The organism is Mycobacterium saskatchewanense (genome assembly GCF_010729105.1).
Taxonomy (GTDB): Bacteria; Actinomycetota; Actinomycetes; order Mycobacteriales; family Mycobacteriaceae; genus Mycobacterium; species Mycobacterium saskatchewanense.
In genome coordinates this window covers 923,229-946,079 of record NZ_AP022573.1, presented here as the reverse complement: position 1 = coordinate 946,079, position 22,851 = coordinate 923,229, and the positions used below count along the sequence as shown (strand labels likewise).

Sequence of the window (22,851 nt, the reverse complement as noted above, 5' to 3'; positions counted from 1 at the left end):
GACGCTGCCGGGATCAACCATCGCCCGCCGCGTCGATCGCGCGGTAGATTCGCTGCTCGCTGACCGGGCGCGGAGTGCCGAGCTGCTGGGCCCACAGGCTCACCCGCAGCTCCTCGATCTGCCGGGCGATGTCACGAACGTCGGTCGCCGCGGCTCGTGCGGCAGGAAGGGCGCGCACGAGTTCGTCGTAGGCGTCCTGCACCGCGTGCACCCGCCGCATCCGCTCCCGATCGCCCTCGATCGCCTGGGGCAGCCGCTCGAGGCGCCGGTGGGTGGCGGTGAGGTAGCGGGTGAGGTCGGCGAGATGCGCGCTACCAGTGGCGGTGACGAAGCCGGCCGGCAACAGCCGGTCCAGCTGGTCGCGGACGTCCGCGATCGCCTCGGCCTGTGCCGGCGGCGGCCGGGTCGGCAGCAGGACCTGCGCGTCCTGCGCGGCGGCCAGGACCCGCTGCACACGGCCGACGATATCGACAGTGGTCGCATAAAGGTTCTCCCCGACCCGGTCGCGCAGCGCCGCGAACTCGTCGCGCGTCCACACCGGCGCCGGCGCCAGCGCATCCACCGCCGCGTCGGCGCAATCCTCCAGCAGGGCCGACAGCGAACCGTCCGGGTTCACGCCGAGCGCCAGGCGGGTGCGCGGATCAAGCTGCCGCTCAACCGCTTTCACGGGCGATGGGATACTGAGACGCAGCAGGCGGCGCAGGCCGGGGCCCATCGCGGCGCCCTGCTCGGCCGACGTTGCGAAGACCCGCACGTCGACCGCGGAGCCCGCGTCGACGAACGCGGGAAATCCCCGCACGGCGCGCCCCTCGACCGCGCGCTCGACCACGCGCGGCAGCTCGTCCAGGTCGTCGGGCCAGCCGCGCAGCCCGCGTCGTTCCAGCCCGCCGACCGCGTCGGCGACGGCCCGCCGGGCCGGCGCGGCCAGCCTTTCCTGCAGCGCGGGCAGGTCCTTGCCGCGGGCGACCTCCCGACCGTCGGGCGACTCGACGGCGAACGTCACCCGCAGGTGCGGCGGCAGCTTGTCCAGGTCGAATGCATCAATAGGCACCAACACACCTGTGCGCCTGCGCAATTCGCGCTGCAATGCCGGCAACAGGGGTTCGCCGGCCGGATCGATCGCCGTCAGCACCGCTCGGGCGGTGTCGGGCGCGGGAACGAAGTTGCGGCGCAGGTCTTTCGGGAGCGAGCGGATGAGCGCGGTCACCAGCTCCTCGCGCAGTGCCGGCACCTGCCACGCGAAGTCGTCACCGCCCAGCCGCGCCAGCACGTCGATCGGCACGTGCACCGTCACACCGTCGTCGGCGGCGCCGGGTTCGAACCGGTAGGTCAGCGGCAGCGTTACGTCACCCGTCCGCCACGTGCGCGGCCGGTCGGCGTCGGCGGCGTCCGCGGTCCGCAGCAAGTCTTCGCGGGTGAACGTCAGGAGCTCGGGTGTCTTGTGCCGCTGCCGTTTCCACCACGCGTCGAAGTGCCGCGCGGAGACGACGTCGGCGGGGATGCGGGCGTCGTAGAGCGCGTAGACGTCGTCGTCCCCGACCAGTAGGTCGCGGCGGCGGGCGCGCTCCTCGAGCTCCTCGAGTTCGGCGCGCAGCCGCGCGTTGTCGCGAAAGAAGTGATGCCGCGTCTGCCAGTCGCCCTCCACGAGCGCGTGCCGGATGAACAATTCGCGCGCGACATCGGGCTCCACCCGGGCGTAGCCCACCCGGCGGCGCGCCGCCAGCGGCAGCCCGTAGAGCGTTACCCGCTCGAATGCCATCACCTCGCCGCGCTTGGCCTCCCAGTGCGGCTCGCTGTAGGTGCGCTGCACCAGGTCACCGGCGACCCGCTCGACCACCTCGGGCTGGATGCGCGCGGCGGTCCGCCCGTACAGGCGGCTCGTCTCGACCAGCTCGGCCACCACCACCCAGCGCGGCGGCCGCCTGGTGAGCACGGAGCCCGGCGCCAGGACGAACCGCGAATTGCGCGCCCCCAGGTACTCGCGTGCGTCCTCGCGGCGCATCCCGACGTGCGATAGCAGCCCGGCGAGCAGCGCCGCGTGGATGCGGGCGGCGTCGGCGGGCGCCCGGGCGTCGGAGGACTCGACGATGCCGAGATCCCGGGCGATGCTGCGCAGCTGCCCGACCAAGTCCTGCCACTCGCGGATGCGCAGGTAGTGCAGGAACTCCTCACGGCACAAGCGTCGAAACTGATTGCCCGACAGCTCTTTTCGCTGTTCACGCAGATAATTCCAAAGGTTGAGGTAGGACACGAAGTCGGAGTCGTCGTCGGCGAACCGGGCATGCTTCTGGCGGGCGGCCTCCTCGCGGTCGGCGGGCCGTTCCCGCGGGTCGGGGATGGTCAGCGCCGCGGCCAGCACCAGCACCTCCCGCAGGCATCCCTCGGTGTCAGCCTGCAGGATCATCCGGCCCAGGCGCGGGTCCAGGGGCAGGCGCGCGAGCCGGCGGCCGAGGTCGGTGATCCCACCCTGAGCGTCGAACGCGCCGAGTTCCTGCAGCAGCTGTACGCCGTCGCGGACGCTGCGCCGGTCCGGCGGGTCGAGGAACGGAAAGTTCTCGACGTCACCGAGCTGCAGCGCCGCCATCTGCAGGAGCACCGCGGCGAGGTTCGTCCGCAGGATCTCGGGGTCGGTATAGCGCGGGCGCGCCGCTAGATCCTCCTCGGAGTACAGGCGGATGCACACGCCGGGCGCGACGCGGCCGCACCGCCCGGCCCGCTGCGCGGCGGACGCCTGCGAGATCGGCTCGATCGGCAGCCGCTGCACCTTCAGGCGGCGGCTGTAGCGCGAGATGCGCGCCGTGCCCGGGTCCACCACGTAGCGGATGCCCGGCACGGTCAGCGACGTCTCGGCGACGTTGGTGGCCAGCACGACGCGGCGGCCGGTGTGCGGCGCGAAGACCTTCTGTTGTTCGGCGGTCGGCAGCCGGGCGTAGAGCGGGAGGACCTCGGTGTGCCGCAGCCCCGCCAGGGCTTCGGCGGTGTCGCGGATCTCGCGCTCGCCGGACAGGAACACCAGGACGTCGCCGGGCGGCTCGGCCTCCAGCTCGTGGATGGCGTCGACGATCGCCTCGATCTCGTCGCGGGTTTCGGTGCGCACGATCTCGTGGTCGGGGTCGTCCGGGTCCTCGCCGGGGTCGGACGGGACCGGGACTTCCAGTGGCCGGTACCGGATCTCGACGGGATACGTCCGCCCCGAGACCTCGACGATGGGTGCGCCGCCGAAGTGCGCCGCGAAGCGCTGCGGCTCGATGGTCGCGGACGTGACGATCAGCTTGAGGTCGGGGCGGCGCGGCAGCAGCTCGCGCAGGTAGCCCAGCAGGAAGTCGATATTGAGGCTGCGCTCGTGGGCTTCGTCGAGGATGAGGGTGTCATAGCGCAGCAGCCGGCGGTCACGCTGGATCTCGGCGAGCAGGATGCCGTCGGTCATGAGCCTGACCAGCGTGCGGTCACTGACCTGGTCGGTGAAGCGCACGCTGTAGCCCACGGCCTCGCCGAGCGGGCTGTCCAGCTCGTCGGCGATGCGTTGCGCGACCGTGCGGGCCGCCAGGCGGCGGGGCTGGGTGTGCCCGATCGTCCCGCGGATGCCGCGCCCCAGCTCGAGGCAGATCTTGGGCAGCTGGGTGGTCTTGCCCGAGCCGGTCTCCCCGGCGACGACGATGACCTGGTTCGACCGGATGGCGTCGGCGATATCGCGGCGCCGGTCGCTGACGGGCAGGTCGGGGTAGGCAACGGTCGGTACCGCGGCCACGCGGGCGGCAACGAGTGCTTCGGCCTTACCGATCTGGTCGGCGAGCTGATGCAGCTTCTCGGGCGTGGCGCCGCGCAAATTCTTCAGGCGCCTCCCGAGGCGCGCCGCGTCGCGGATGGTGAGGCCGTCGAGGCGTTTGCGCAAGTCCGCTGCGGAGACGGTCGGTTCGGCCACTGTGGCCAGGATAGGCGCCGTGCGGCTCGGTCCGACGCCTGGCGCGGGCGGGCGGGCGGTCGTCGGCCGGACGCGAATCCGGCCCCGCGCCGGCGCACGGCTCGCCGCTCGGCCGTATGCTTTGCCGGATCAGCAAGAGCACGGCAGGGTATTGGATAGCCACCGCCTCGCGTCGACGGGAGGCGCTATCCGCCGATGGACAGCAACGGAAAGCGATATGACGGAACCCGACAAAGAGCCCCTGAGTCGCACCGAGCAGCTGGAAAACATCGTCGACGAGCTCGACGAGAAGGTCGCCAGCGAACGGGAAGCGGAAGGCGTTCCGGGCAAGCGCAGCGACCGCGAGCACACCGAACGCGTCGGCTCGGAAGCCCTGGAGCGAGAGCCACCCGACTGAACAGCCGGGCGAAATAGGGTGCAGGCATGAGCCTCGTCACCTATGAGCTGCAAGACCACGTCGCCACTATCACCCTCAACCGGCCCGAGGCCCGCAACGCCATCAACGGCCCGCTCCGCCAGGACCTGAACGCGGCGTGGGATCGGTTTCGCGACGACCTGGACGCATGGGTCGGCATCCTGACCGCCAACGGCAGCGTCTTCTGCGCCGGAGGTGACCTCAAAGACGGTGAGGGGTCCGTCGGCACCTTCGGCGGCACCTTCTGGGAGAAGCCGACGATCAACTCCTTCGAAAGCGGCATGGAGTTGTTCAAGCCGACGATCGCCGCCGTGCACGGCCCGTGTGTCGGCTACGGGTTGACCGGGGTGTTGTTCTGCGACTTCGTGATCGCCAGCACGGAAGCCACGTTCTGCTTCCCGGAGGTGTCGCTCGGGGTGCCTACCATCGTGGGGGCCATCCGGCTGCCCGAGCGGGTGGGCTGGGCCAACGCGATGGAGCTGCTGTTGACCGGCAAGCCGATGAGCGCCGCGCGGGCCAAGGAAGTCGGGCTGGTGTGGAAGCTCGTCGAGCCCGACGAGCTACATGCCGAGGCGCGTGCGTGGGGCCGGACCCTCACCGAGGCCGCTCCCCTGGCCCAGCGGGCGACCAAGGAGGTCGCGTGGCGAACCCCGGACATGGGCTGGGTCGAGTCGGTCCGCTTCGGTGAGACGATGCGCAAGGTGGCCGCCGCGACCGAGGACGTGGCCGAGGGGCTGCGGGCATGGCGCGAGAAACGCAAGCCGCAGTGGCGGGGTCGCTGAGGGGTACGTCGGTCCCCTTCGGCCCCGGTACGGCAACGGTTTTGGACCGCCCGAGGTCCCGGAAAGTCCCCATGAGGCGATGGTGTGCGATATCGCCGCTGACAGCCCACCCGGGCATCGGTACGGTACGACCCTCAGGTGGTTGGCGCACGAAGGGCTACCCCCTGGATTCCCGCCACTCGCGCTCGAACGGCAGCCGCCACGCGTTGGGCGCGATCAGCTGGTGGATCGCGTTGGGACCCCAGGTGCCGGGCTGGTACAGCTTGGCCGGCGGCGGGTCGGCGAGCAGGTCCTCCGAACGCTCCCACAACGATTCGATGCCCTCAGCGGTAGTGAACAGGGTGTGATCGCCACGCATCGCGTCGAGGATGAGCCGTTCGTAAGCCTCCAGCACGTCGACCGAGCTGTCGATCTCCTGCGACGAGAACTGCATCGACATTTTGTCCAGCTTCATGCCGGGGCCGGGCCGCTTGCCGTAGAACGACAGCGAGACCTTCGAGTTGTCGGCGAGGTCGAACGTCAGGTGATCGGGCCCCTGGGTGCCCACGCCTGAGCCGGGCGGGAACATCGTGCGCGGGGCCTCCTTGAACGCGATCGAAATGATGCGGATACCCTCGGCCATCCTCTTGCCGGTCCGCAGATAGATCGGCACGCCGGCCCAGCGCCAGTTGTCGATGCCGACTTTCAACGCGATGAACGTCTCGGTGTCGGAATCCTTTGCCACGCCGGTCTCTTCGCGGTAGCCGTTGTACTGGCCGCGCACCACGTTGGAGGGCAGGACCGGCAGCATCGACCGGAACACCTTGTTCTTCTCCTCGCTGATGGCGAACGGCTCGAGCGCGGTCGGCGGCTCCATGACCACGAAGGCCATCACCTGGAACAGGTGGGTCACCACCATGTCCTTATAGGCGCCGGTCTCCTCGTAGAAGTTGGCCCGCTGATCGAGCCCGAGGGCCTCGGGAATGTCGATCTGGATGTGGTCGATGAAGTTGCGGTTCCAGATCGGCTCGAACAGCCCGTTGGCGAAGCGGAACGCCAGGATGTTCTGAGCCGCTTCCTTGCCCAGGAAGTGGTCGATGCGGAAGATCTGCGATTCCTCGAACGTCTGGTGCACAAAGTCGTTGAGCGCCACCGCACTGTCCAGGTCGGTGCCGAACGGCTTCTCCATCACCACGCGAGAGCGTTCGACCAGGTTCGCGTCGCGCAGCATGGTGATGACATCACGCGCCGCTTTCGGCGGAACCGACAGGTAATGCAGTCGCCGGACGTTGGGGGCCAGGTTGTTCTCGGCCTCGGCGACCGCCTCGGCGAGTGCCTCGGGTCCCATACCCTGCGGGACGTAGGTGATGACCTTGGCGAAGTTGGCCCACTGTTCGGCGGTGAGCTTGTGGGCGCCGAATGAATCGATAGCGTTCTTGGCGAGTTCGCGGAATTCGTCGACGGTGAGGTCTTCCAGCGATGTCGCGACGATCTGGATGTCGGGCGCCAGCTCGGACTGGTCCAAGTAGGCCAGGCCGGGAATCAACTTGCGTTTGGCCAGATCCCCGGTTGCGCCGAATAGGACGATGACGTGGGGGTCGAGCGCCTCGGTGTCATGGCGGCGCCGTCGTTTGTCCGGTGCCGGGTAAGAGATTGTTTGCGGGTTCGTGTTGGCCACCCCTGCGATACTTCCATCGCGGCGCGGTGTCTGCAGCCCTATGACCTCAGGCCAATTCGGCAATCGGCTCGGCGGGTGCGGCGGCCGGAACGGACGCGGCGGCGGAGACTTCGGAGCGGACGTGCTGCAGCGTCAGGCTGATCACCGCGGTCGCGGCGATGAAGGCCAGCGCCAGCCACCACCCCAGGTCGAACTCGCGGACGGAAGCGGTCGGTCCGAGCGCCGTCACCAAGATCGCCACGCCCAGCGCCGAGGCGACCTGCCGTCCGGAGTTGACCAGCGCCGAGCCCGTCGCGGCGCGGGCTGGGGGTAGCGCCGTCGCGCCGGCGGCCATGAGCGTGCTCAGCGTCAGCCCGACCCCGATTCCGCTGAACAGCATGCTGGGCAACAGATCGGTCAGGTAGTGCGGTGCGGCCTTGGCCAGCACGATCCGCCACAGTAGCGCGGCGGCGAATAGCACGCTGCCGATCGCGGCCACCGGGCCGGGCCCGATGCGGTGCACCAGCCGGGTCGACCCGAATGTGACGAACGGCACCACGGCCGGGCTCGGCGCCATGGCCAAGCCTGTGCGCAGCACGCTGTAGTGCCAAACGTTCTGGCACCACAGCGAATTGGACAACAGCATGATGGCGAAGGCGGCGCCGAAGCAGAAGAACGCGACGTTGGCGATGGCGAAGTGGCGGATCCTCAGCAGCGGCAGTTCGAGCAGCGGCTGCGGATGCCGGGCCGACCGCCACACGAACGCCCCGGTGCCCAGCACGGTGAGCGCCACCAGCGCGGCCGTGCCGGCCGAAGCCCAGCCCCAGATGGGCGCCTGCACGAGCGCGCCGGTCAGGGCGGCCACGGCGACGATCAGCAGCGCGCTGCCGACGAGGTCGGGCAGCCGCTCGTCGCGGCGGGCAGGTTCGACCGGCAGCACGCGGCGCCCGACGAGCCACGCGGCGAGCCCGACCGGCAGGTTCACCACGAACACCCACCGCCAGTCGAAGGTGACCAGGAGGCCGCCGAGCACCGGGCCGCACACCGCCGCGAGTGCCCCGACGGCGGCCCAGCCGCGGGCCACGTTGGTGCGGCGGTGCGGTTCCACCGAGGCCATCAGCAGAGCGAGGGACGTGGGCAGTTGCGCGGCGGCGCCGACGGCCTGCAGGACGCGCGCGGCCACAAGCAACGCGAGGTTCGGCGCGACGGCGCAGCCCAGCGAGGCGAGGGTGAACACCGCGATGCCGCTGAGGAACACCCGCCGCTGCCCCAGGCGGTCGCCGAGTCGGCCGGCCGGGACCAACAGCGCGGCCAGCCCGATGGCGTATGCGTTGAGCACCCAGGAGACCGCGGACAGCGAGTTGCCGAAACCGCGCCCCATGTCGACGAGCGCGACGTTGACGATCCACAGATCGAGGTTCGCCATGAACACGGCCGCCACGACGACGGATGCGAGAACCCAGCGGGGCGTCTTACGGTTTGATTTTCGAACCGTCACAACCAACACACTAGCGGAGCAGAACAGATCAGGCAGCGTCGGATCTGTCCGGTCGTACGTCCTCTGCGCGGCGCCCTTCGACGTAGGCGCGGGTGTAGACATTGCGCTCGACGATGACGAATTCCTTCCACGGCTCCGCGGACTTCGCGTACAAGCCGCCTCGGTTTCTGAGGCAGTCCTCCAGCAGCCAGGCTGCCTCGTCTGCAAAGCCGACCTGTTCCTCTTCGCTACTGCTGACGCCCGTCAGCTGATATCCGGCAAAGAGCCACCTTCCCCCCGCGGTGTTGGCCGACAACAACGCAGCGGGACCATGGCACACCGCCCAACCGGCTTGCCCGCGTCAACGAAGTTGCGCACCAATCCACCGAAGCTCGCCGAGACCGCCAGATCCTCCATCGGCCCGTGTGGTGATGGAACTGGATCAACGGCAGTCGGGTGAGCAGTTGCCGGCGAAGGCTGAGGAAGAAGGAGTCCAACCCGGGTATCGGCCACCAAGCCGGCGGGTCCTTTGCGGTGACGGCCCGCTCGAGCGGGGGCTCCAGCCCCCTTCCGCCAATGGCTGAGAAAGATACGTTTCAAGCAAGTTCCAGCTCTTGGTGGCTACGCGTCGGTCGGGCATCTCTCACGAGAATCGAGGGCGCTCAAGGGCGATCAGCGTGTCACAATAGAAACGTTACTTGCGTTTGCGGCTCCAGAGTGGAACTCCTAGACTTCAGAACTGGTTGGCGGCTCGCGCCCGATCGGCGGAGAGCCTCGCAGACTCCACACCTCTCTTACGCGTGTTTAGCGCACAAACAGGACAGGAAGAAGACCATGGCGCAATGGAGTCACTAGGGCAATATCATCACCAACGTCGACAGACACAAGAGGGCACATACACGGTCTCATCCGGCGAAGTGAAATCCATACCCCCTCAAGGTATTACGGGGACAAACCCGAGCCGTTCCTCGGTGCATCGCCGGCGGCGTAGCCATGGCTGATGGTTAGCATCGGCACGCTGCGCGACCTTGCCGCAATCGGCCAGGGAACGTGGCGGTTCGGCGAGGACCACCATAGCGAAGCCGACGAAATCACGGCTTTGCGCGCTGGCATCGATCTGGGCATGACGTTGATCGACACTGCTGAGCTCTACGCGGACGGCAATGCTGAAGTCATTGTGGGCAAAGCGATCTTAGGTCGCCGCGACGAGGTTTGCGTGGTGAGCAAGGTGCTGCCAGCCAATGCGACAGAGGAGGGGACCGTCCGCGCCTGCCATGCAAGCCTGCGTCGACTGGGAACCGACCGCATCGACGTGTATTTATTGCATTGGCGCCGTGAAGTCCCGCTCAGCGAGACGGTGCAAGCGTTCCACCGGTTGCAGGAGGCGGGTGACATCCGCGAATGGGGCGTCAGCAACCTCGACGTTGCTGATCTTGACGATCTACCCGCCGGTGCCGTTCCGGCCGCCAATCAAGTCCTATACAACATCACCCGGCGCGGCCCAGAGGCCAACCTATTTCCTAGGTCTCGCGCGTCAGGCACCACGATCATGGCGTACTCGCCGATAGAAAAGGGGCGCCTGTTGGACAGGCCCGCGTTGGTGGACATAGCCCAGGCGCGTGGGATAACACCCGCGCAGGTTGCGCTCTCCTGGGCCGTACGAGATGGCGACGTAATCGCCGTTCCGAAGGCGACTCGTCGGGCGCACATCGAGCAGAACGCTGCAGCGATGCACTTGAGGCTATCCGCTGACGAGCTGCGAGTGCTCGATGAGAGCTTTCCGGCCCCGGGGATCGTTCCGCTCGAAACCTTGTCGTGAGAAGCCGATCGCGTCTCCCGCTCAGCGCTCGCAGCGGCTAACGGAAGTCCCCTGTCGTAGCTGCGCGAAGATCCGCAGGGCTTAATCGGTTCTACGTCCCCATGTAGTAGTGCCTCGGCGTAGGACGCTCGCTGCGCTCGATGACTTCCTGAAAGTGCTGCAGCCGCAGTACCTTTCCGTCGCGAAACACCGGTTGGAGCAGGTTCTGCTCGGGTGGGATCGAATCGCGCGGCACTGTGCGGTACTGGCCATCCCGGTACTCCAGTGCCAGGCGGCCGGGCTTGGACTTCTTGACGGTGTCGCCGGTCGGGCTTTTGGAGACATCGCGCCAGCTGCCTTGGATGCACACGGCGTTGGCCTTGAAGCCGAATCGCATGGTGTCTCGGTTCACCTGCTGCAGCAGGCCACCGCCCATTCCGCAGATGACATTGTCGGCGGCGAGTCCGCGACGCTCGAGCTCCGCGTAAAGCGCTGTGTGCGTGTCTAGCACCAGACCATCGCCCTGCACCACGCGGAGGTTCGGCGGCAGCACCCTGAATCCTTTGCTGTTGATGTCGTAGCCGAAGTTCTCCATCAGCCGTTCGACGGTGTCCGCCGGGACCGTGATCACGTCACCCGAGTCGCAACGCACCGTGACCAGGCCGGGGAACGTGACAATCTCGTCGTGCAACTCCTTGCCTATGATGTTGCTCACCGCGTTCTCGTGGTTATAGGTGTCGGCGAGTAGGCCCGCCGAGTTATCGCCGGTGTAGGCCAATATCTTTCGGAACGAATCGCTTTCGTGCTCACGCCCCCACGCCGTCGTCACCGAGTGCTCCTGCAGCCAGGATGCAGCGTTGGGCATCGCCGCGTTGTAATACTGCGTGGCCGCGATGGCACCGGCGATGGTGTTGGTCTGATCAAAGTTCACCAAATGCGCCATGCCGCCCAGCGCTGCCGATTCAAACGAGCTCACACCACGAAAGCCAAAGTCTTCCAGGTACAGCCGCAGCAGCTCGCAGTGGTCCGACGTGCGCTCGAAAGCTTCGCGCAGCGCCTGCTTCAGCAGCCAGCTCAGTGTGCCGACGGTCGTCGGGTACCACACCGCTCGTAGCAGCGCGGTTTCGATGTAAGTCGTGAGCCATGCGTATTTTGGGTCGGTGTTCACGACCTGGAGGAGCACATTCCCGATCGGGAGGACCGTTCCCTCCGGAACAGCTTCGATCTCGATGGGCAGATACCCGTCGTGCTCATTGACGATGCCCTGCCATCCGTCGCGGTTGAACCGCACTCCGAGTCCGTGGCCCATGAACGCCTCGGCCTGCTGCACATCTTTCGTCGTAATCCGACGCGACAGGTACTCGATGAGGAATGCCTGGAGCCCGACGAACAGCGACACCGGGTAGGGACCCCCACGCGCCTCCAGGTAACCCGACAGGTACTCCATGCCGTCCGGGTACTGCGCGAAATTCGTGTGTTTGTTGGCGTCGATGTTCAGGATGAAGTTGCGCCAGAAAGAGCGTTCACTCATCGGAGCACAAGCCAAAGAGCGTCGAACGCAAAGTGGTTCCCGGGTAGTCGGCGGCGACGAGCCCCCTCCGCCGAAGGCAGGGGATGACGAGTCGCGCGAAGTCCTCGAAGCCACTCGGCATCACGGGCGCACACAGGATGAATCCGTCCCCACCCCCGCTGCGGAAGAGCTCTTCCAGTCCGTCGGTCACTTCGTCGGGGTCGCCGACGATCTCGGCGGCGGAGTTACTGACTCGGATTGCCGCCTGGCGAAGCGTGATGTCTTCGCCCTCGGCAGCCTGCTGAAGGAGCAATTGGACGTACCCCGACGAACCCTTTCCGTCGGGGTCGACGGCGCTGAAATCCAGTTCTCGGATCGGCGTGTCCAAGGGGAGCCCGCGCAGATCGACTCCAGTGGCCGACGACGCCCACCGGAGCGCCGTTTCTTCGTCGATGAGCGAGTTGAGCAGATCCCACCGCTCTCGTGCGATGCTCGATGTTTCCGCGACGACGACATTGACCTGGGAAAGGATGAGGCACTCAGACCGCGACCGCCCGAACTTTGCCAGCCGGGCGGTCATGTCGTCGACAAAGGCCCGGATATCGTCCGCGGTCTTCTGTACGACGAAGATGACCTCGGCGAACTGTGCGGCGAAGTCCCGGCCTCGGGGTGAGCTTCCCGCCTGCATCAGGATCGGTCTGCCTTGCGGGCTCGCGGGAACGTTCAGGGGGCCCTCGGTCCCGACGTACTTGCCTCTGTATTGAAAGTTCACCAGCTTGGAAGCGTCCATGAACCTGCCGCTTTCGCGGTCGGCGACGATGGCGTCGGCTGGGAAGCTGTCCCAGAGCTGAAGGCAGGCTTCGACGACCTCGGTAGCGCGGTCGTACCGTTCCTCTCTGTTCAGCCCGACCTCATAGCCGAACTTTCTCGCCTCGGCGTCGACTTCGGCGCCGCCGGTGACGATGTTCCACGCCATGCGGCCCTTGCTCAGTACATCCACCGATCCCAAGCTCCGCGCGATTCCGTAGGGCTCGAAATAGCTCGTCGACACTGTGATACCGATCCCGATCCTGCTCGTCGCCTGCGCCACGGTTGCGGCGACGACGATGGGGTCCAAAAGGTACAGCAGGCCGCCCTTTTCCGCCTGACCGTCGTAGAGGACCAGACCGTCGGCGAAGAAGACAGCGTCGAACTTCGCCCGCTCGAGGGTCTGGGTGAGCCGCACAAGAAAGTCACCGTCCAGGAAATCGTTCTCGGTCGCCGGGTGGCGCCAAGCTCCTTGATGAAAAATCGTGGGGCCGGTCCCCAAGAAGGCGACCAGGTGCATCGTCCGCGACATCGACTGCTATTCCTTTCTGTCTCAAGCTTGTTGGTCGTACTTCGCAACGGGCTCGGTCCGGTGCGGAGCCACTCGACTCCGCGGCCGACGGTGCTGCTACTCGACGGCCAACGTCGGGTCGAGGGAACGCACAGTTTCGGTGACGGACTTCGAACGCTGCGCGATCGCTACGTACAGACCGAACGAAACGACGTACCCGACGACCCAGGCGACGTCTATTCCTCCGAGCATGTGTGCGATCGGCCCCTGGTACAGCTCGGTGGCCATGAAGGGCACCTCGACCGCCAGGCCAATGAGGAAAACGACCCCCGCCCGCTTGTTCCAGTCGCCATAGATGCCCGCGTGCGGCATGAAGAACTGCTGCACGTCGTAATGCCCGTGCCTGACGATGTAGTAGTCGGCCAAGTTGATTGCCGACCAAGGAATGAGCACGTACATGCACATGTAGACGAACGTGATGAGGTGGGTGGTGAAGTTGCTCGAGCCGGCTAAAGCCAAAACCAAAGCCAGCACATAGATTGCGCCCAGAGCCACGAACCGGCTGTTCTTCAGGGGTTTGACAGGCCGGAAGCCTTCGTAGGTCGACACCACGCAGATCGTCGCACTGTAGGAATTGACCGTATTCATCGTCGCCGCGGCGGCAACGCACAAGACCAGCGCGACCGCACCGAGCGCGCCAACCCCGGTGTGCAATCCCTCCAATGCGTCTGCGGAGGACACGGTCGCGGCGGCGAGAGCGCCGAGAATCATCATGAGTGCCCCGCCCAACGAGCAGCCCAGGTAGGTGCACCAAAACGCGGGGCGGGAGCCCGTCGTCGACGGCAAGTAGCGTGAATAGTCCGAGACATCAGGCGCCCAGGCGAGTTGCCACGAAGCAGCGACGCTGACAACGAGGAAGAAACTCTGGACCTTGAAGTCGCCCCCTCGCAACATCGTGCTGTCGAGCGAGCCGTTCATCACCATCGCCATGATGAGGATCACCGCGAATATCCCGATGGCCCCCGCAACCACCTTCGCCATCGCGCTGATGAGCCTGAACCCGACAAAGGTGATCAAGAAACTCATCGCAATCGAAACAAAAATTGCCGTCGTCACACTGATGGCTGGAAACAGCCGGTTCACCGACTGCGCCGAGGCGATGAGAACCGACACGAAATATCCCAGCGCCACCACGACTTGTACGCTCGTCAGCACGGAGGCGCCGCGCATGCCGAACTGCCCCCGAGCCTGCAACATCTGCGGTACTCCCAGCGCAGGCCCTTGTGCCGCATGGAAGGCCATCGTCAGCCCGCCGAGCATGTTGCCAAGCAAGAGTCCCACGATTACCCACACCGTAGACAGGCCGAGGGTGACTCCGACGGCCCCTTCCACGAGGCCCAGCGGGCCCATGTTGAACGCGAACCAGATCCCGAGCAGGTCCCGTGCTCGACCGAAGCGCTCGTCCTGCGGCACTCTGGCGGTCGTCCGATGCTCGACTTCAAGTGTCTTCACTGTGCTTTGCCCTTAGTTCGCTAGATCGGTAGCAGGGCCACAAAAGCGCCCCGAAAGGCCGCCCGCCGCTGGGCGCTCGAAACTACAGACACCCCGGCGCCCGCAGAGGCTGCGCAGCAGACCCGACACGTTGCCGTAGTTGCGGGCCGGCAAGCGCGGCGGCATCCCGTTGAGCGTGGCAGCCGGTAGCAGCGCCGCCGAGATGTGGTCGTACCGTTTCTATCGAGTCTGCTGAAGCGGGGTATGGTATCTGACTGCGCCTTTGAAGCTATGATCCAGATGTCACCCCCAAATACTCGTAACGTTTCTAGTAGGTTTAGGGGTTGGCGGTCATATTTCGGCTTCGTTTCGCGTAGACGCCGGGCAGTGCGCGTTCCTTGATGCGACTTCGCACCCGGTCTCCGCGACACGAAGGCCTTCTGAAGAGCAGTTTTAATTCCTTCCAGCCGTTCGTCTCGGGCCGGGGGTGTTACTGGGGACGGACAGGTGATGCCCCTAGCTGAGGCGGAAGTCGCTAGAACCGTTACAAGTGGCATGCCACTCTGACCGCCGGTGCGCCAGCTTGACGGCGTATTTAATCGCGGCCTGGGCGGCGATTGCAGCGGGGGGAAGCCGCACAGGCCAATCGCCGGAGAAACCTTGCGGGCTAAGGTCGAGCGCGCCCTGCGTCAACTGGTGGCCCACGGTGACGAGTCCACGACGACGCGGCGCCAAAGGATCGTCGAGCACATCGCGCACGCGAGCAGTCACGTAGACCTGGATGTGCTGCTGTCGGATGAGGCGTGGCGAGAGACCGGCCGCCCATTGGTTCAACTACCGGTTTGATATGCGAACCTAGGGGTTATGTCAGAGCGCGTCGTGAAAACGCCGGGGCCGTTGCAGACCCCCGTCGTCCGGGGCAACCCGTGTTCGATCGCGGCCGCCCTGGAGATCGTCGGCGACCGGTGGAGCCTCTTGATCGTCCGCGAGGTCAACCTGGGTCACCACCGATTCGGCGAGATCGCCCAGAACACCGCCGCCCCGCGGGATCGCCTGGCGGCCCGGCTCAAGGAACTGGTCGCCGCAGGCGTCCTCGAGCGACGGGAGTACCAGGAGTCGCCGTCACGCTCCGCGTACTACCTGACCGAGGCGGGGCGCGAACTGGTCCCCGTGCTGCAAGTGCTGCGCCAATGGGGCGACCGGTGGGCCGTGGAGCAACCCCCCGTCGCGGTGCGGCACCACGACCACGCGCTGTCGATCGGCCATACCTGCGACGTCTGCGGTGAGCGGGTGGACCCCGCCGATGTGACACGGGTCCGGCTCACCGAAAGGGGTTCAGCCTGAGCGCGTTCGACACTTGCTGCCGGCGCTCAGCGGCGTATGGCGGCGCAGATCCGCTCCCAATTGCCCGACGCGACCTTCTCCCGGTCGGCCTCGCTGAGGTCTGCGTCTTGCAGGAAGCGGCGCGCTCCGCCGTCGGGCACGAACCGGTAGGGGTAGTCGGTGGAGAACAGGATGCGATCGGGGCCCATCACTTCGAGCGCCCAGCGCAGATACCGCTGACTGAAGATGCCGCTGGGTGTGACGAAGACGTTGCTGCGGAAGTATTCCGAAACCGGCTGCTTCAGCGAAGCGGCGGCGGCGAGGTTGTCGACCCGCTCGAGATAGAACAGCACCACCTCCCCCCAATGGCCAGCTATTACTTGCAGATCGGGGAATTGGTCAAAGACCCCGGCGAGGATCAAGCGGATCAGCGCGACGCCCACCTCGTAGTGCCAGCCGATGCCGTAGGTCGCGAACCCGGCGTTGACGGCGGCGTCGAACCCGCCATAGTAGACGTCCTGCACCGGCGCCGGCGGAACCTGCGGGTGCAGGTAGAGCGGCGCCCCGAGGGTGGCGGCGGTCTCGAAGATCGGCCAGAAGTCGCGGTGATCGAGCGCGCGCCCACGGCTCCGCGGGAAGATCATGGCGCCGTTGAGCCCCAGAGTTGTTACGGCTCTTTCCAGTTCGCGCGCGGCCGCGCCCGGGTCCGTGGCGGCCAGCGTCGCGAAGCCCTGCAGGCGGTCCGGGTGCGCGCGCACGGCGTCCGCCACCAGATCGTTGGAGGCGGTCTGCAGCGCCACCGCGTCGCCGGCCGGCACGTTCTGGACTCCGGGGCTCGTCAGCGAAAGAACTTGAACGTCCAGCCCGGTGTCGTCCATCGCGGCGAAACGCTCACCGTGGAGGTCGCCGAGGCGGCGCTGGAGATCGTCGCCCCCCACCGGCTCCGGCGGGTTCTGCCACTGCGGCTCCAGGCGGCCCCACGCCTCGACCACGGCGGCGGTGACGAAATGCTCTTCCAGGCCAACCGTTCTCACGACCGAGCTCCCACAGTGGTTCTTCCCGACGGATACCCTGGCATCCTTCAGGGGCAACCGATCAGCGCGTCTGCCTTCGAACGCCGTTGCGGCGACGAATCGTTGGTCGCGGGCACCTGGCTACGGCCCAGGGCGATGGTGGACGCCACCATCGCCACGCCCGCCAGGCCCAGCGCCACCGCGCCGGGACCGTGGACGTCGAGCTGCTCACCGAGCACGATCATGCCGAGCACGACGGCGACGATCGGCTCCCCCACCAACATGATCGGCACCGACGCCTGCAGGGCTCCGGCGTGAAAAGCCGCCTGCTGCAGCACGGTTAGCGTGACCGCCAGCGCGATCAGCACGTACAGGGCGGGAACGGTCAGCAGGCCGTGCCATCCGGCGACGGCGAAGCGGTGCGTGCAGATCTTGGTCAGCACGGCGATCATGCCCAACTGCACCGCGACGGCGACCGCAAGCAGCATCGCCCGCGCGTGGCCGATGGCGCGGTTGGCGGCGACCACACAGACGACCATTAGCGGCACCGTGATGACCAGGGCCAGCGTCCAGGCCGGTATGGCCGCGCGGACATGGCTGTCGCGGGGCTGCCCGACGAGCACGAAGACCGTGAGGGCCGCCGTCAGCAGCGTCGCCCATCCCCACTCGGCCCAGGTGATGTGCTGGCCGCAGAGCCGAGCGCCGAGCGGCAGCGCGAAGAGCAGCGACGAGACCAGCAGCGGCTGCACCAGCAGCAGGGAGCCGTTGGCCAGCGCCAGGGCCTGGAAGACGTAGCCGGCGATGGCCGCGATCATGCCCGCCCACCACAGCGGCTTGCGGACGACCGTCGTCGCCACCCCCGACGACATGGCCTTCTCCGCGGGCACGGCCTGAGCCACCCGCTGCCGGACGACGATGCCCACCGCGGCCCAGAACGCGGCCAGCAGTGCGGACAAAATCGCGACCGCGTGCCCGGTGACCCACCCCATGCCCCCATCAATACCCGATATCTCGGCGGGGCAAAACGGGCGGGGCCGCGCCGGGGCCAGAGTTCACCCGCCCGATACCGGCTGCACGCAGGGCAATCGCCCCGTCAGCGGCTTGGTTCAGAAGCCGCTTCCGGTCAGCTGTAGAAGGCCAGCGTGTTGTTGGCGTTGCTGATGTACGCCGGGTGCTCCAGGAAGGGCAGAGCACCGGTGTTCATCAGGCCGCTCGAGATGGGTGTCGGGAAATAATTCCCGTTGTAGGTGTACGAGTACAGCGGCGTCCCGTTGGGCGCTTCCACGGTGATCACATCTCCGGGCGACGCGTTCAAGCCGGCCGGGATGGTGCCGAACACGCCACCGTTGTCGACGATCGAGGGCACGCCGCTGAAGTCAGTCGTGGCGCCATTGTGCGTTACTGACACGTTGAGGTTGGTGATCGGCGCCCCGCTGAGGGTGGCAATGGGGTTCCCTAGATTCGTCGGTGCCCCGCCGAACGTGAGCGAGGGGTTGTTCCCCAGCTCGTTGATCAGCACGCCCTGGTTGAACGTCGGGTTCGCGAAGTGCTGGGTGGGGATGCTCGGGCCGGGGCCGGTCGCGTTCGGGCCGATGCCCAGCACGCCGCTGGCACCGTCGTTCGCAAAGAACTGCTGGAACGTGAAGCCGTTGGTGAGGGCCGACTGGATCGACGTCGGCCAGGCGAAGAGTTCGACGTTGACCGGCGTCGACCCGGTCACCAGCCCGCCGCCGAAGTTCACCGGCGCATTGAACGTGAGGTAGGCGTAGTCCAGTCCACCGCTGTACCCGCTGATGCCGAACCCGGTGGGCAGGCCCATCTGCAGCATCCCGAAGACGCCACCGACCTTCTGGAACGGGATCACCAGACCCTGCGACCCGGTGTCGACCAGCAGGGGCACCGGGGCCCCGGTGCCGACCGAGGCGTTCACCAGGGCCTCGGTGCCGCCGAACATCGTGAGTGGAACGTTGCCCGTCGCTCCGTTGCCGCCCAGCGCCACCGCGGGACTCGTCGGGATCAGCTGAGCGCCGAACAGGAACTCGGTGGGCGCGTTGATGGCGCCGATGACGTCTTGCTGCACGGTGGTGACGAAGTCCCCGATGGGGTTGCTGGTCGCCGCCGACGTCAGCGCGGCGCCCAGCGGGTTGCCGGACACCACGGCGGAAAGCTCAGATGAGAGCCCCTGCACCGCCGTCGACCACGACGGCAGTGCGGCCGCCGCGGCCGACGCACCGCCGTGGTAGCCGAGCATCGCGCCCACGTCCCGGGCCCACATCTCCTCGTAGTCGGCCTCGGCGGCGGCGATCGCGGGCGCGTTCTGCCCGAACAGGTTGGAGACCACCAGCTGCACCAGCTCGTTGCGGTTCGCCGCGACGAAGAACGGGTGCACGGTGGCGGCCTGGGCCGATTCGAAGGCGCTGACCACGGCCTGGGCCTGGGCGGCGGCCGTCTGGGCCTGGGCCGTCGCCGCGTTGAGGAAGCCCGCGTAGCGCGTCGCCGTCTGCAGCATGGCCGCCGCGGCCGGACCCTGCCAGGCCTGCTCGGCCAGCCCCGAGGTCACCGAGGTGAACGATTGCGCCGCCGCGTTCAGTTCGGTGGCCAGGCCGTTCCACGACTCCGCCGCGGCGAGCATCGGGGCGGACCCGGCGCCGGAAAACATCAGCGACGAATTGACCTCTGGCGGCCACACCAAAAAACTCATCCCCCGAGTTCCTTCCCCTAGCCCCTAGCCAATACCGCACCCTCAACCGGGAACGGACCCTAACCCCCACGCGTTCGGGCGCGTCACAGGGCCCCGGCAGTTCTTGACTCTAGGAAATCGGCGCCTGAAAATCTCGGCTTTTAACCAAACGGACGCTCCCTGCACATGTGACGTTGTCAGACCGGCACACGAGCGGGCACCCCTTGGGTGTCATGCCGTGGCGGGGCTCCGCGATTGTTCGGCTCAAAGGCCGTGCGACGCGGGAAAGGGGGCGGCCGCTGCGGCGCTACCCTGGCGGCATGGCCACCGAGTCCACGATGCTTGCCCTGGGCACCCCCGCCCCGCCGTTCACGCTGCCCGAGCCCGCCACCGGCGGCACGGTCAGCCTCGACGACCTCACGGGTCCCGCCCTCGTCGTCACCTTCATCTGCAACCACTGCCCATACGTGCAGCACGTCGCCGCCGGTCTCGCCACGCTCGGCCGCGACCTCGCCGAACTGGGTGTCCCGATGGTCGGCATCTCCAGCAACGACGTCGCCACCTACCCGCAGGACGGCCCGGACCAGATGGTCGCCGAGGCCCGCCGCCATGGCTGGACGTTCCCGTACCTCTACGACGAAAGCCAGGACGTCGCCCGCGCCTACTCCGCGGCCTGCACGCCGGACACCTTCGTCTTCGACGGCGATCGGCGGCTCGTGTACCGGGGCCAGCTCGACGACTCGCGTCCCCGCAACGACCTGCCCGTGACGGGTGCCGACGTCCGCGCCGCGGTCGGCGCCGTGCTCGCGGGCGGGCCGGTCGACCCGGATCAGCGGCCGTCGATCGGCTGCGGCATCAAATGGCGGTGAGCGCTTAGGCGCCTAATCAGCCTGGCCGCCAAGGAAATCCGTGAGCAACCCGGACACGACGTCGGGCTGCTTCACGCTGCTGCTGTGCCCGCAATCCGGGATCTGCACCAGCCGCGCGCCATCGATGAGCTCGACGATGCGGCGGCTCCTGGCGGGCGGGGTGCCGGCGTCGTCGGCGCCGACGATCACCAACGTGGGGGCGGTGATGCCCGGAAGCTTCGCCGTGCGGCGCCCGTCGTCGAAACCGCGCTCGGTCGGCGAAAAGCGGTCGTCCACGGGGCGAGGCTAGGTCCCCGGCGCGGGCCGAAGCAATAGGACACCTGGCGTTCGCCGGCAACGGGATCCACTGCCGCGAGGCCCGTTCACGCGTGGCTTTGCCGGCGTTTGGAGACGCCGCCCGCGGCGCCGCCGCCGCCCGTATGACAGCATTCGGCAATGACTTCACGCATCCTCGCCCGCATCGCCGGTGCCTCGGCAGTGACGACGTGGGCGCTGCTGACCCCGGCGGTCGCCGTCCCCGCCGCGTCCGCCGACGCCTGCTCCGATGTCGCGGTCGTCTTCGCCCGTGGCACCCACCAGGCCCCGGGCCTCGGCGACGTCGGCCAGGCGTTCGTCGACTCGCTGACCTCGCAGGCCAACGGCCGTTCCGTCGCGGTCTACGCGGTCAACTACCCCGCCAACGACGACTACCACGGCAGCTCATCGGCCGGCGCGGACGACGCCAGCGCCAACATTCAGGACACCGTCGCCAGCTGCCCCAACACCAAGCTGGTCCTCGGCGGCTATTCGCAGGGCTCGACGGTGATCGACTTGGCCACCAACCAGATGCCAGCGCCGGTGGCCGACCACGTCGCCGCCGTCGCGCTGTTCGGCGAGCCATCGAGCGGGTTCTCGAGCATGCTGTACGGCGGCCAGCCGCTGCCCACGATCAACCCGATCTACGCGTCCAAGACCATCAGCCTGTGCGCGCCCGACGACCCGATCTGCTCGGCCGGCGGCAACATCATGGCCCACGTGTCCTACATCCAGTCCGGGATGACCAACCAGGCCGCGACGTTCGCGGTCAGCAAGCTCGGCCCCCCGTCCGACCGCACCTAGGCCGCGGCGCGTCACACCGGCCGCCACCGGCAGGTGGTGCTTAGCTCGGCGTGTGAGATCCCTGGTGACGTCGTTCCGCGACACCGTCGCGGTCCGGATATTGATTGCCGTTGTGCTGGGCGTGGCAGTCGCGGTGTCGGTCGGCGAGACGATCGGCTGGCGGTTTGCACTGCTCGGCTGGGTCGTGACCGCCGGCGTGTATGTGGTGTGGACCCGCCTACTGCTCGGTGGGATGGACGCCGAGGAGACCCGCCGCTACGTGACCCGGGAAGACCCCACCCGCCTGGTCGCCGACGTGGTCGTCCTGTCCGCGAGCGTCGCGAGCCTGGCGGGCGTCGGCTACGTGGTGGCTGCCGGATCGCGCTCGGGGGTGGGGCCCATCATTGCCGCCCTTCTCGGCGTCCTGACCGTCGCAGCGTCCTGGTTCGCGGTGCACACCCTCTACACGGTGCACTACGCCCGGCTGTATTACTCGGGCGATCCAGGTGGTATCAACTTCCACGATCCGGAGCCGCCCCGCTTCCGCGACTTCGCATACGTGGCGTTCACCGTCGGCATGACCTATCAGGTCTCCGATACCGAGATTTGCCTGACGCCCATCAGGGCGGCCGTGCTCCGCCACGCGTTATTGTCCTACCTGCTCGGCGCGGTCGTCCTGGCGGTCACCATCAACCTGATCGCCGGACTGAGCAGCAAAGTGTGAGGGGCTAGCTGTCGCAACTGGCGTCGAGATAGCCGCAGTGGTGGTGATCCGCAGGCAAATCACGACCCCCGCGGCAATGTCGGCGGTTGTGGCCGCCGAGATAGCCGCGGCGGTTGGCGCGCCAGGCGAACGCGCTAGTCGGCGGACTCCTCCTGGCGTTTCTCCTTCTCGGCGTCGGCCAGTTCCGCGACCCGGTCCGCCTCGGCGCGCGTGTCGGCGGCCTCATCAAGCTTGTCCTCGGCCTCGTCGAGCATGTTCTCGGCCGCCTTGGTAGCGGCCTTCTCGGCAGCCGCGGTCCTCTGCTCGGTTTGGCGCTTGGCCGTTTCGACCGCTTCCTTTCGCTTGGCGGCGATCTCGTCGGCGTCCTGCTTTGCCGCGGCACTGCGCTCCTGGGCCGATTGCGTCGCGTCTCGCTTGCGCTCGTCGGCCGCCTCGTGCGCTTCCTTGATCTCCTGCTCGGTGGCCGCCCGAGCCTCCTGCTGGTCCTCGATCGCCTGGTCACGGGCGTTCTTCAGCTTGACGTTCGCCTGCTCCTTGCGGGCCGCCGCCTGCGCGTCGAGGCTCGCCGCCCGGCCCAGGGCGTCGCTGCGCTCGACCAGCGCCGTCCCGCGCTCGACGAGGTCCGTGTCGCCGAGGGCGTTGCCGACGGTGGCGTCGAGCATGCCCAGCGATCGCTCGTAGATCAGCCGCGCGGGCATTTCCGCGGGGATCCGGGTGATGAGCCGGTCCTCGATCACCTGTAGGGGGAACCGGGCCAGCTGGTAGTTGAATCGCAAAATCGCGGTGGGGACGTCGGAAATCTTCATCGTCTGCTCC

The 22,851-nt window shown here is 67.4% G+C and carries 20 protein-coding genes; 8 read left to right on the top strand and 12 right to left on the bottom strand.

The genetic code is table 11. The features are described 5' to 3' along the window. Positions 1 to 13 precede the first annotated feature (13 nt). A complete protein-coding gene (hrpA, locus tag G6N56_RS04340) occupies positions 14 to 3,922 on the bottom strand; it encodes an ATP-dependent RNA helicase HrpA (RefSeq protein WP_085257272.1) in 3,909 nt (1,302 codons plus the stop codon). 217 nt (positions 3,923 to 4,139) lie between these two features. Between hrpA and G6N56_RS04335 the strand changes: the two genes are divergently transcribed. After that, entirely contained in the window at positions 4,140 to 4,319 is a 180-nt protein-coding gene (locus G6N56_RS04335; RefSeq protein ID WP_085257271.1) for a hypothetical protein, read from the top strand. 26 nt (positions 4,320 to 4,345) lie between these two features. Further along, a complete protein-coding gene (locus G6N56_RS04330) occupies positions 4,346 to 5,119 on the top strand; it encodes an enoyl-CoA hydratase/isomerase family protein (protein WP_085257270.1) in 774 nt (257 codons plus the stop codon). Between the two features lie 157 nt (positions 5,120 to 5,276). On the opposite strand, the gene zwf is transcribed toward G6N56_RS04330, so the two are convergent. Genes zwf through G6N56_RS04315 form a run of 3 tightly spaced genes read right to left on the bottom strand, consistent with a single transcriptional unit; the run spans position 5,277 to position 8,548 of the window. Further along, the gene (gene zwf, locus G6N56_RS04325; protein WP_085257269.1) at positions 5,277 to 6,776 is read right to left on the bottom strand and encodes a glucose-6-phosphate dehydrogenase; all 1,500 of its coding nucleotides are present in this window, start codon (positions 6,774 to 6,776) and stop codon (positions 5,277 to 5,279) included. Between the two features lie 46 nt (positions 6,777 to 6,822). Then, complete coding sequence (locus G6N56_RS04320) at positions 6,823 to 8,253, bottom strand: MFS transporter (protein WP_197746654.1); 1,431 nt, start codon at positions 8,251 to 8,253, stop codon at positions 6,823 to 6,825. Between the two features lie 28 nt (positions 8,254 to 8,281). Continuing rightward, positions 8,282 to 8,548, bottom strand: coding sequence for a type 1 glutamine amidotransferase family protein (locus G6N56_RS04315; RefSeq protein ID WP_163645065.1), 267 nt, complete (start codon positions 8,546 to 8,548; stop codon positions 8,282 to 8,284). A 684-nt stretch (positions 8,549 to 9,232) separates the two neighbouring features. On the opposite strand from G6N56_RS04315, the gene G6N56_RS04310 reads away from it, so the two are divergent. Then, positions 9,233 to 10,051 (top strand): aldo/keto reductase, encoded by an 819-nt coding sequence (locus G6N56_RS04310; RefSeq protein ID WP_085257267.1) that lies wholly within the window; start codon positions 9,233 to 9,235, stop codon positions 10,049 to 10,051. Between the two features lie 91 nt (positions 10,052 to 10,142). Here the strand turns inward: G6N56_RS04310 and G6N56_RS04305 are convergent, their stop codons facing one another. From G6N56_RS04305 to G6N56_RS04295, 3 genes are all read right to left on the bottom strand, one after another. After that, positions 10,143 to 11,576 carry a nicotinate phosphoribosyltransferase gene (locus tag G6N56_RS04305; protein ID WP_232069210.1) on the bottom strand — a complete coding sequence of 478 codons (1,434 nt, stop codon included), beginning with the start codon at positions 11,574 to 11,576 and terminating at the stop codon, positions 10,143 to 10,145. After that, entirely contained in the window at positions 11,554 to 12,867 is a 1,314-nt protein-coding gene (locus G6N56_RS04300; RefSeq protein ID WP_158090743.1) for an NtaA/DmoA family FMN-dependent monooxygenase, read from the bottom strand. Before G6N56_RS04300 ends, G6N56_RS04305 begins: the two co-directional genes overlap by 23 nt. A 108-nt stretch (positions 12,868 to 12,975) precedes the next feature. Next, on the bottom strand, positions 12,976 to 14,370 hold the full coding sequence (locus G6N56_RS04295) for a purine-cytosine permease family protein (RefSeq protein ID WP_085257264.1): 1,395 nt from the start codon (positions 14,368 to 14,370) through the stop codon (positions 12,976 to 12,978). A gap of 552 nt (positions 14,371 to 14,922) precedes the next feature. Here G6N56_RS04295 and G6N56_RS04290 point away from each other — a divergent pair. After that, positions 14,923 to 15,195 (top strand): hypothetical protein, encoded by a 273-nt coding sequence (locus G6N56_RS04290; protein ID WP_232069209.1) that lies wholly within the window; start codon positions 14,923 to 14,925, stop codon positions 15,193 to 15,195. An 18-nt stretch (positions 15,196 to 15,213) separates the two neighbouring features. Continuing rightward, positions 15,214 to 15,693: a winged helix-turn-helix transcriptional regulator gene (locus tag G6N56_RS04285; RefSeq protein WP_085257263.1), complete on the top strand. Its 480-nt coding sequence runs from the start codon at positions 15,214 to 15,216 to the stop codon at positions 15,691 to 15,693. A gap of 26 nt (positions 15,694 to 15,719) precedes the next feature. Here the strand turns inward: G6N56_RS04285 and G6N56_RS04280 are convergent, their stop codons facing one another. From G6N56_RS04280 to G6N56_RS04270, 3 genes are all read right to left on the bottom strand, one after another. Beyond that, positions 15,720 to 16,706 carry an amidohydrolase family protein gene (locus G6N56_RS04280; protein ID WP_085257262.1) on the bottom strand — a complete coding sequence of 329 codons (987 nt, stop codon included), beginning with the start codon at positions 16,704 to 16,706 and terminating at the stop codon, positions 15,720 to 15,722. 47 nt (positions 16,707 to 16,753) lie between these two features. Continuing rightward, complete coding sequence (locus G6N56_RS04275; RefSeq protein ID WP_085257261.1) at positions 16,754 to 17,674, bottom strand: DMT family transporter; 921 nt, start codon at positions 17,672 to 17,674, stop codon at positions 16,754 to 16,756. A 134-nt stretch (positions 17,675 to 17,808) separates the two neighbouring features. After that, entirely contained in the window at positions 17,809 to 19,386 is a 1,578-nt protein-coding gene (locus G6N56_RS04270) for a PecA family PE domain-processing aspartic protease (protein WP_085257260.1), read from the bottom strand. 299 nt (positions 19,387 to 19,685) lie between these two features. Here G6N56_RS04270 and G6N56_RS04265 point away from each other — a divergent pair, with 299 nt between their 5' ends. Further along, positions 19,686 to 20,234, top strand: a complete 549-nt coding sequence (locus tag G6N56_RS04265) for a thioredoxin family protein (RefSeq protein WP_085257259.1) — start codon at positions 19,686 to 19,688, stop codon at positions 20,232 to 20,234. 12 nt (positions 20,235 to 20,246) lie between these two features. Here G6N56_RS04265 and G6N56_RS04260 read toward each other — a convergent pair whose 3' ends face one another. Beyond that, the gene (locus G6N56_RS04260) at positions 20,247 to 20,510 is read right to left on the bottom strand and encodes an alpha/beta hydrolase (protein WP_085257258.1); all 264 of its coding nucleotides are present in this window, start codon (positions 20,508 to 20,510) and stop codon (positions 20,247 to 20,249) included. A gap of 159 nt (positions 20,511 to 20,669) precedes the next feature. Here G6N56_RS04260 and G6N56_RS04255 point away from each other — a divergent pair, with 159 nt between their 5' ends. Beyond that, positions 20,670 to 21,332 (top strand): cutinase family protein, encoded by a 663-nt coding sequence (locus G6N56_RS04255; RefSeq protein WP_085257257.1) that lies wholly within the window; start codon positions 20,670 to 20,672, stop codon positions 21,330 to 21,332. A 52-nt stretch (positions 21,333 to 21,384) separates the two neighbouring features. Then, positions 21,385 to 22,035, top strand: a complete 651-nt coding sequence (locus G6N56_RS04250) for a DUF1345 domain-containing protein (RefSeq protein ID WP_085257256.1) — start codon at positions 21,385 to 21,387, stop codon at positions 22,033 to 22,035. A gap of 134 nt (positions 22,036 to 22,169) precedes the next feature. Here G6N56_RS04250 and G6N56_RS04245 read toward each other — a convergent pair whose 3' ends face one another. After that, complete coding sequence (locus tag G6N56_RS04245) at positions 22,170 to 22,841, bottom strand: IF2 family translation initiation factor (protein WP_085257390.1); 672 nt, start codon at positions 22,839 to 22,841, stop codon at positions 22,170 to 22,172. Positions 22,842 to 22,851 lie beyond the last annotated feature (10 nt).

What these genes read in the sequence shown, in the direction of transcription:
- G6N56_RS04335 (WP_085257271.1), top strand. Translation starts at nt 4,140, where the DNA reads ATGACGGAACCCGACAAAGAGCCCCTGAGTCGCACCGAGCAGCTGGAA.
- G6N56_RS04330 (WP_085257270.1), top strand. Translation starts at nt 4,346, where the DNA reads ATGAGCCTCGTCACCTATGAGCTGCAAGACCACGTCGCCACTATCACC.
- G6N56_RS04310 (WP_085257267.1), top strand. Translation starts at nt 9,233, where the DNA reads ATGGTTAGCATCGGCACGCTGCGCGACCTTGCCGCAATCGGCCAGGGA.
- G6N56_RS04300 (WP_158090743.1), bottom strand. Translation starts at nt 12,867, where the DNA reads ATGCACCTGGTCGCCTTCTTGGGGACCGGCCCCACGATTTTTCATCAA.
- G6N56_RS04285 (WP_085257263.1), top strand. Translation starts at nt 15,214, where the DNA reads ATGTCAGAGCGCGTCGTGAAAACGCCGGGGCCGTTGCAGACCCCCGTC.
- G6N56_RS04275 (WP_085257261.1), bottom strand. Translation starts at nt 17,674, where the DNA reads ATGGGGTGGGTCACCGGGCACGCGGTCGCGATTTTGTCCGCACTGCTG.
- G6N56_RS04270 (WP_085257260.1), bottom strand. Translation starts at nt 19,386, where the DNA reads ATGAGTTTTTTGGTGTGGCCGCCAGAGGTCAATTCGTCGCTGATGTTT.
- G6N56_RS04265 (WP_085257259.1), top strand. Translation starts at nt 19,686, where the DNA reads ATGGCCACCGAGTCCACGATGCTTGCCCTGGGCACCCCCGCCCCGCCG.
- G6N56_RS04255 (WP_085257257.1), top strand. Translation starts at nt 20,670, where the DNA reads ATGACTTCACGCATCCTCGCCCGCATCGCCGGTGCCTCGGCAGTGACG.
- G6N56_RS04245 (WP_085257390.1), bottom strand. Translation starts at nt 22,841, where the DNA reads ATGAAGATTTCCGACGTCCCCACCGCGATTTTGCGATTCAACTACCAG.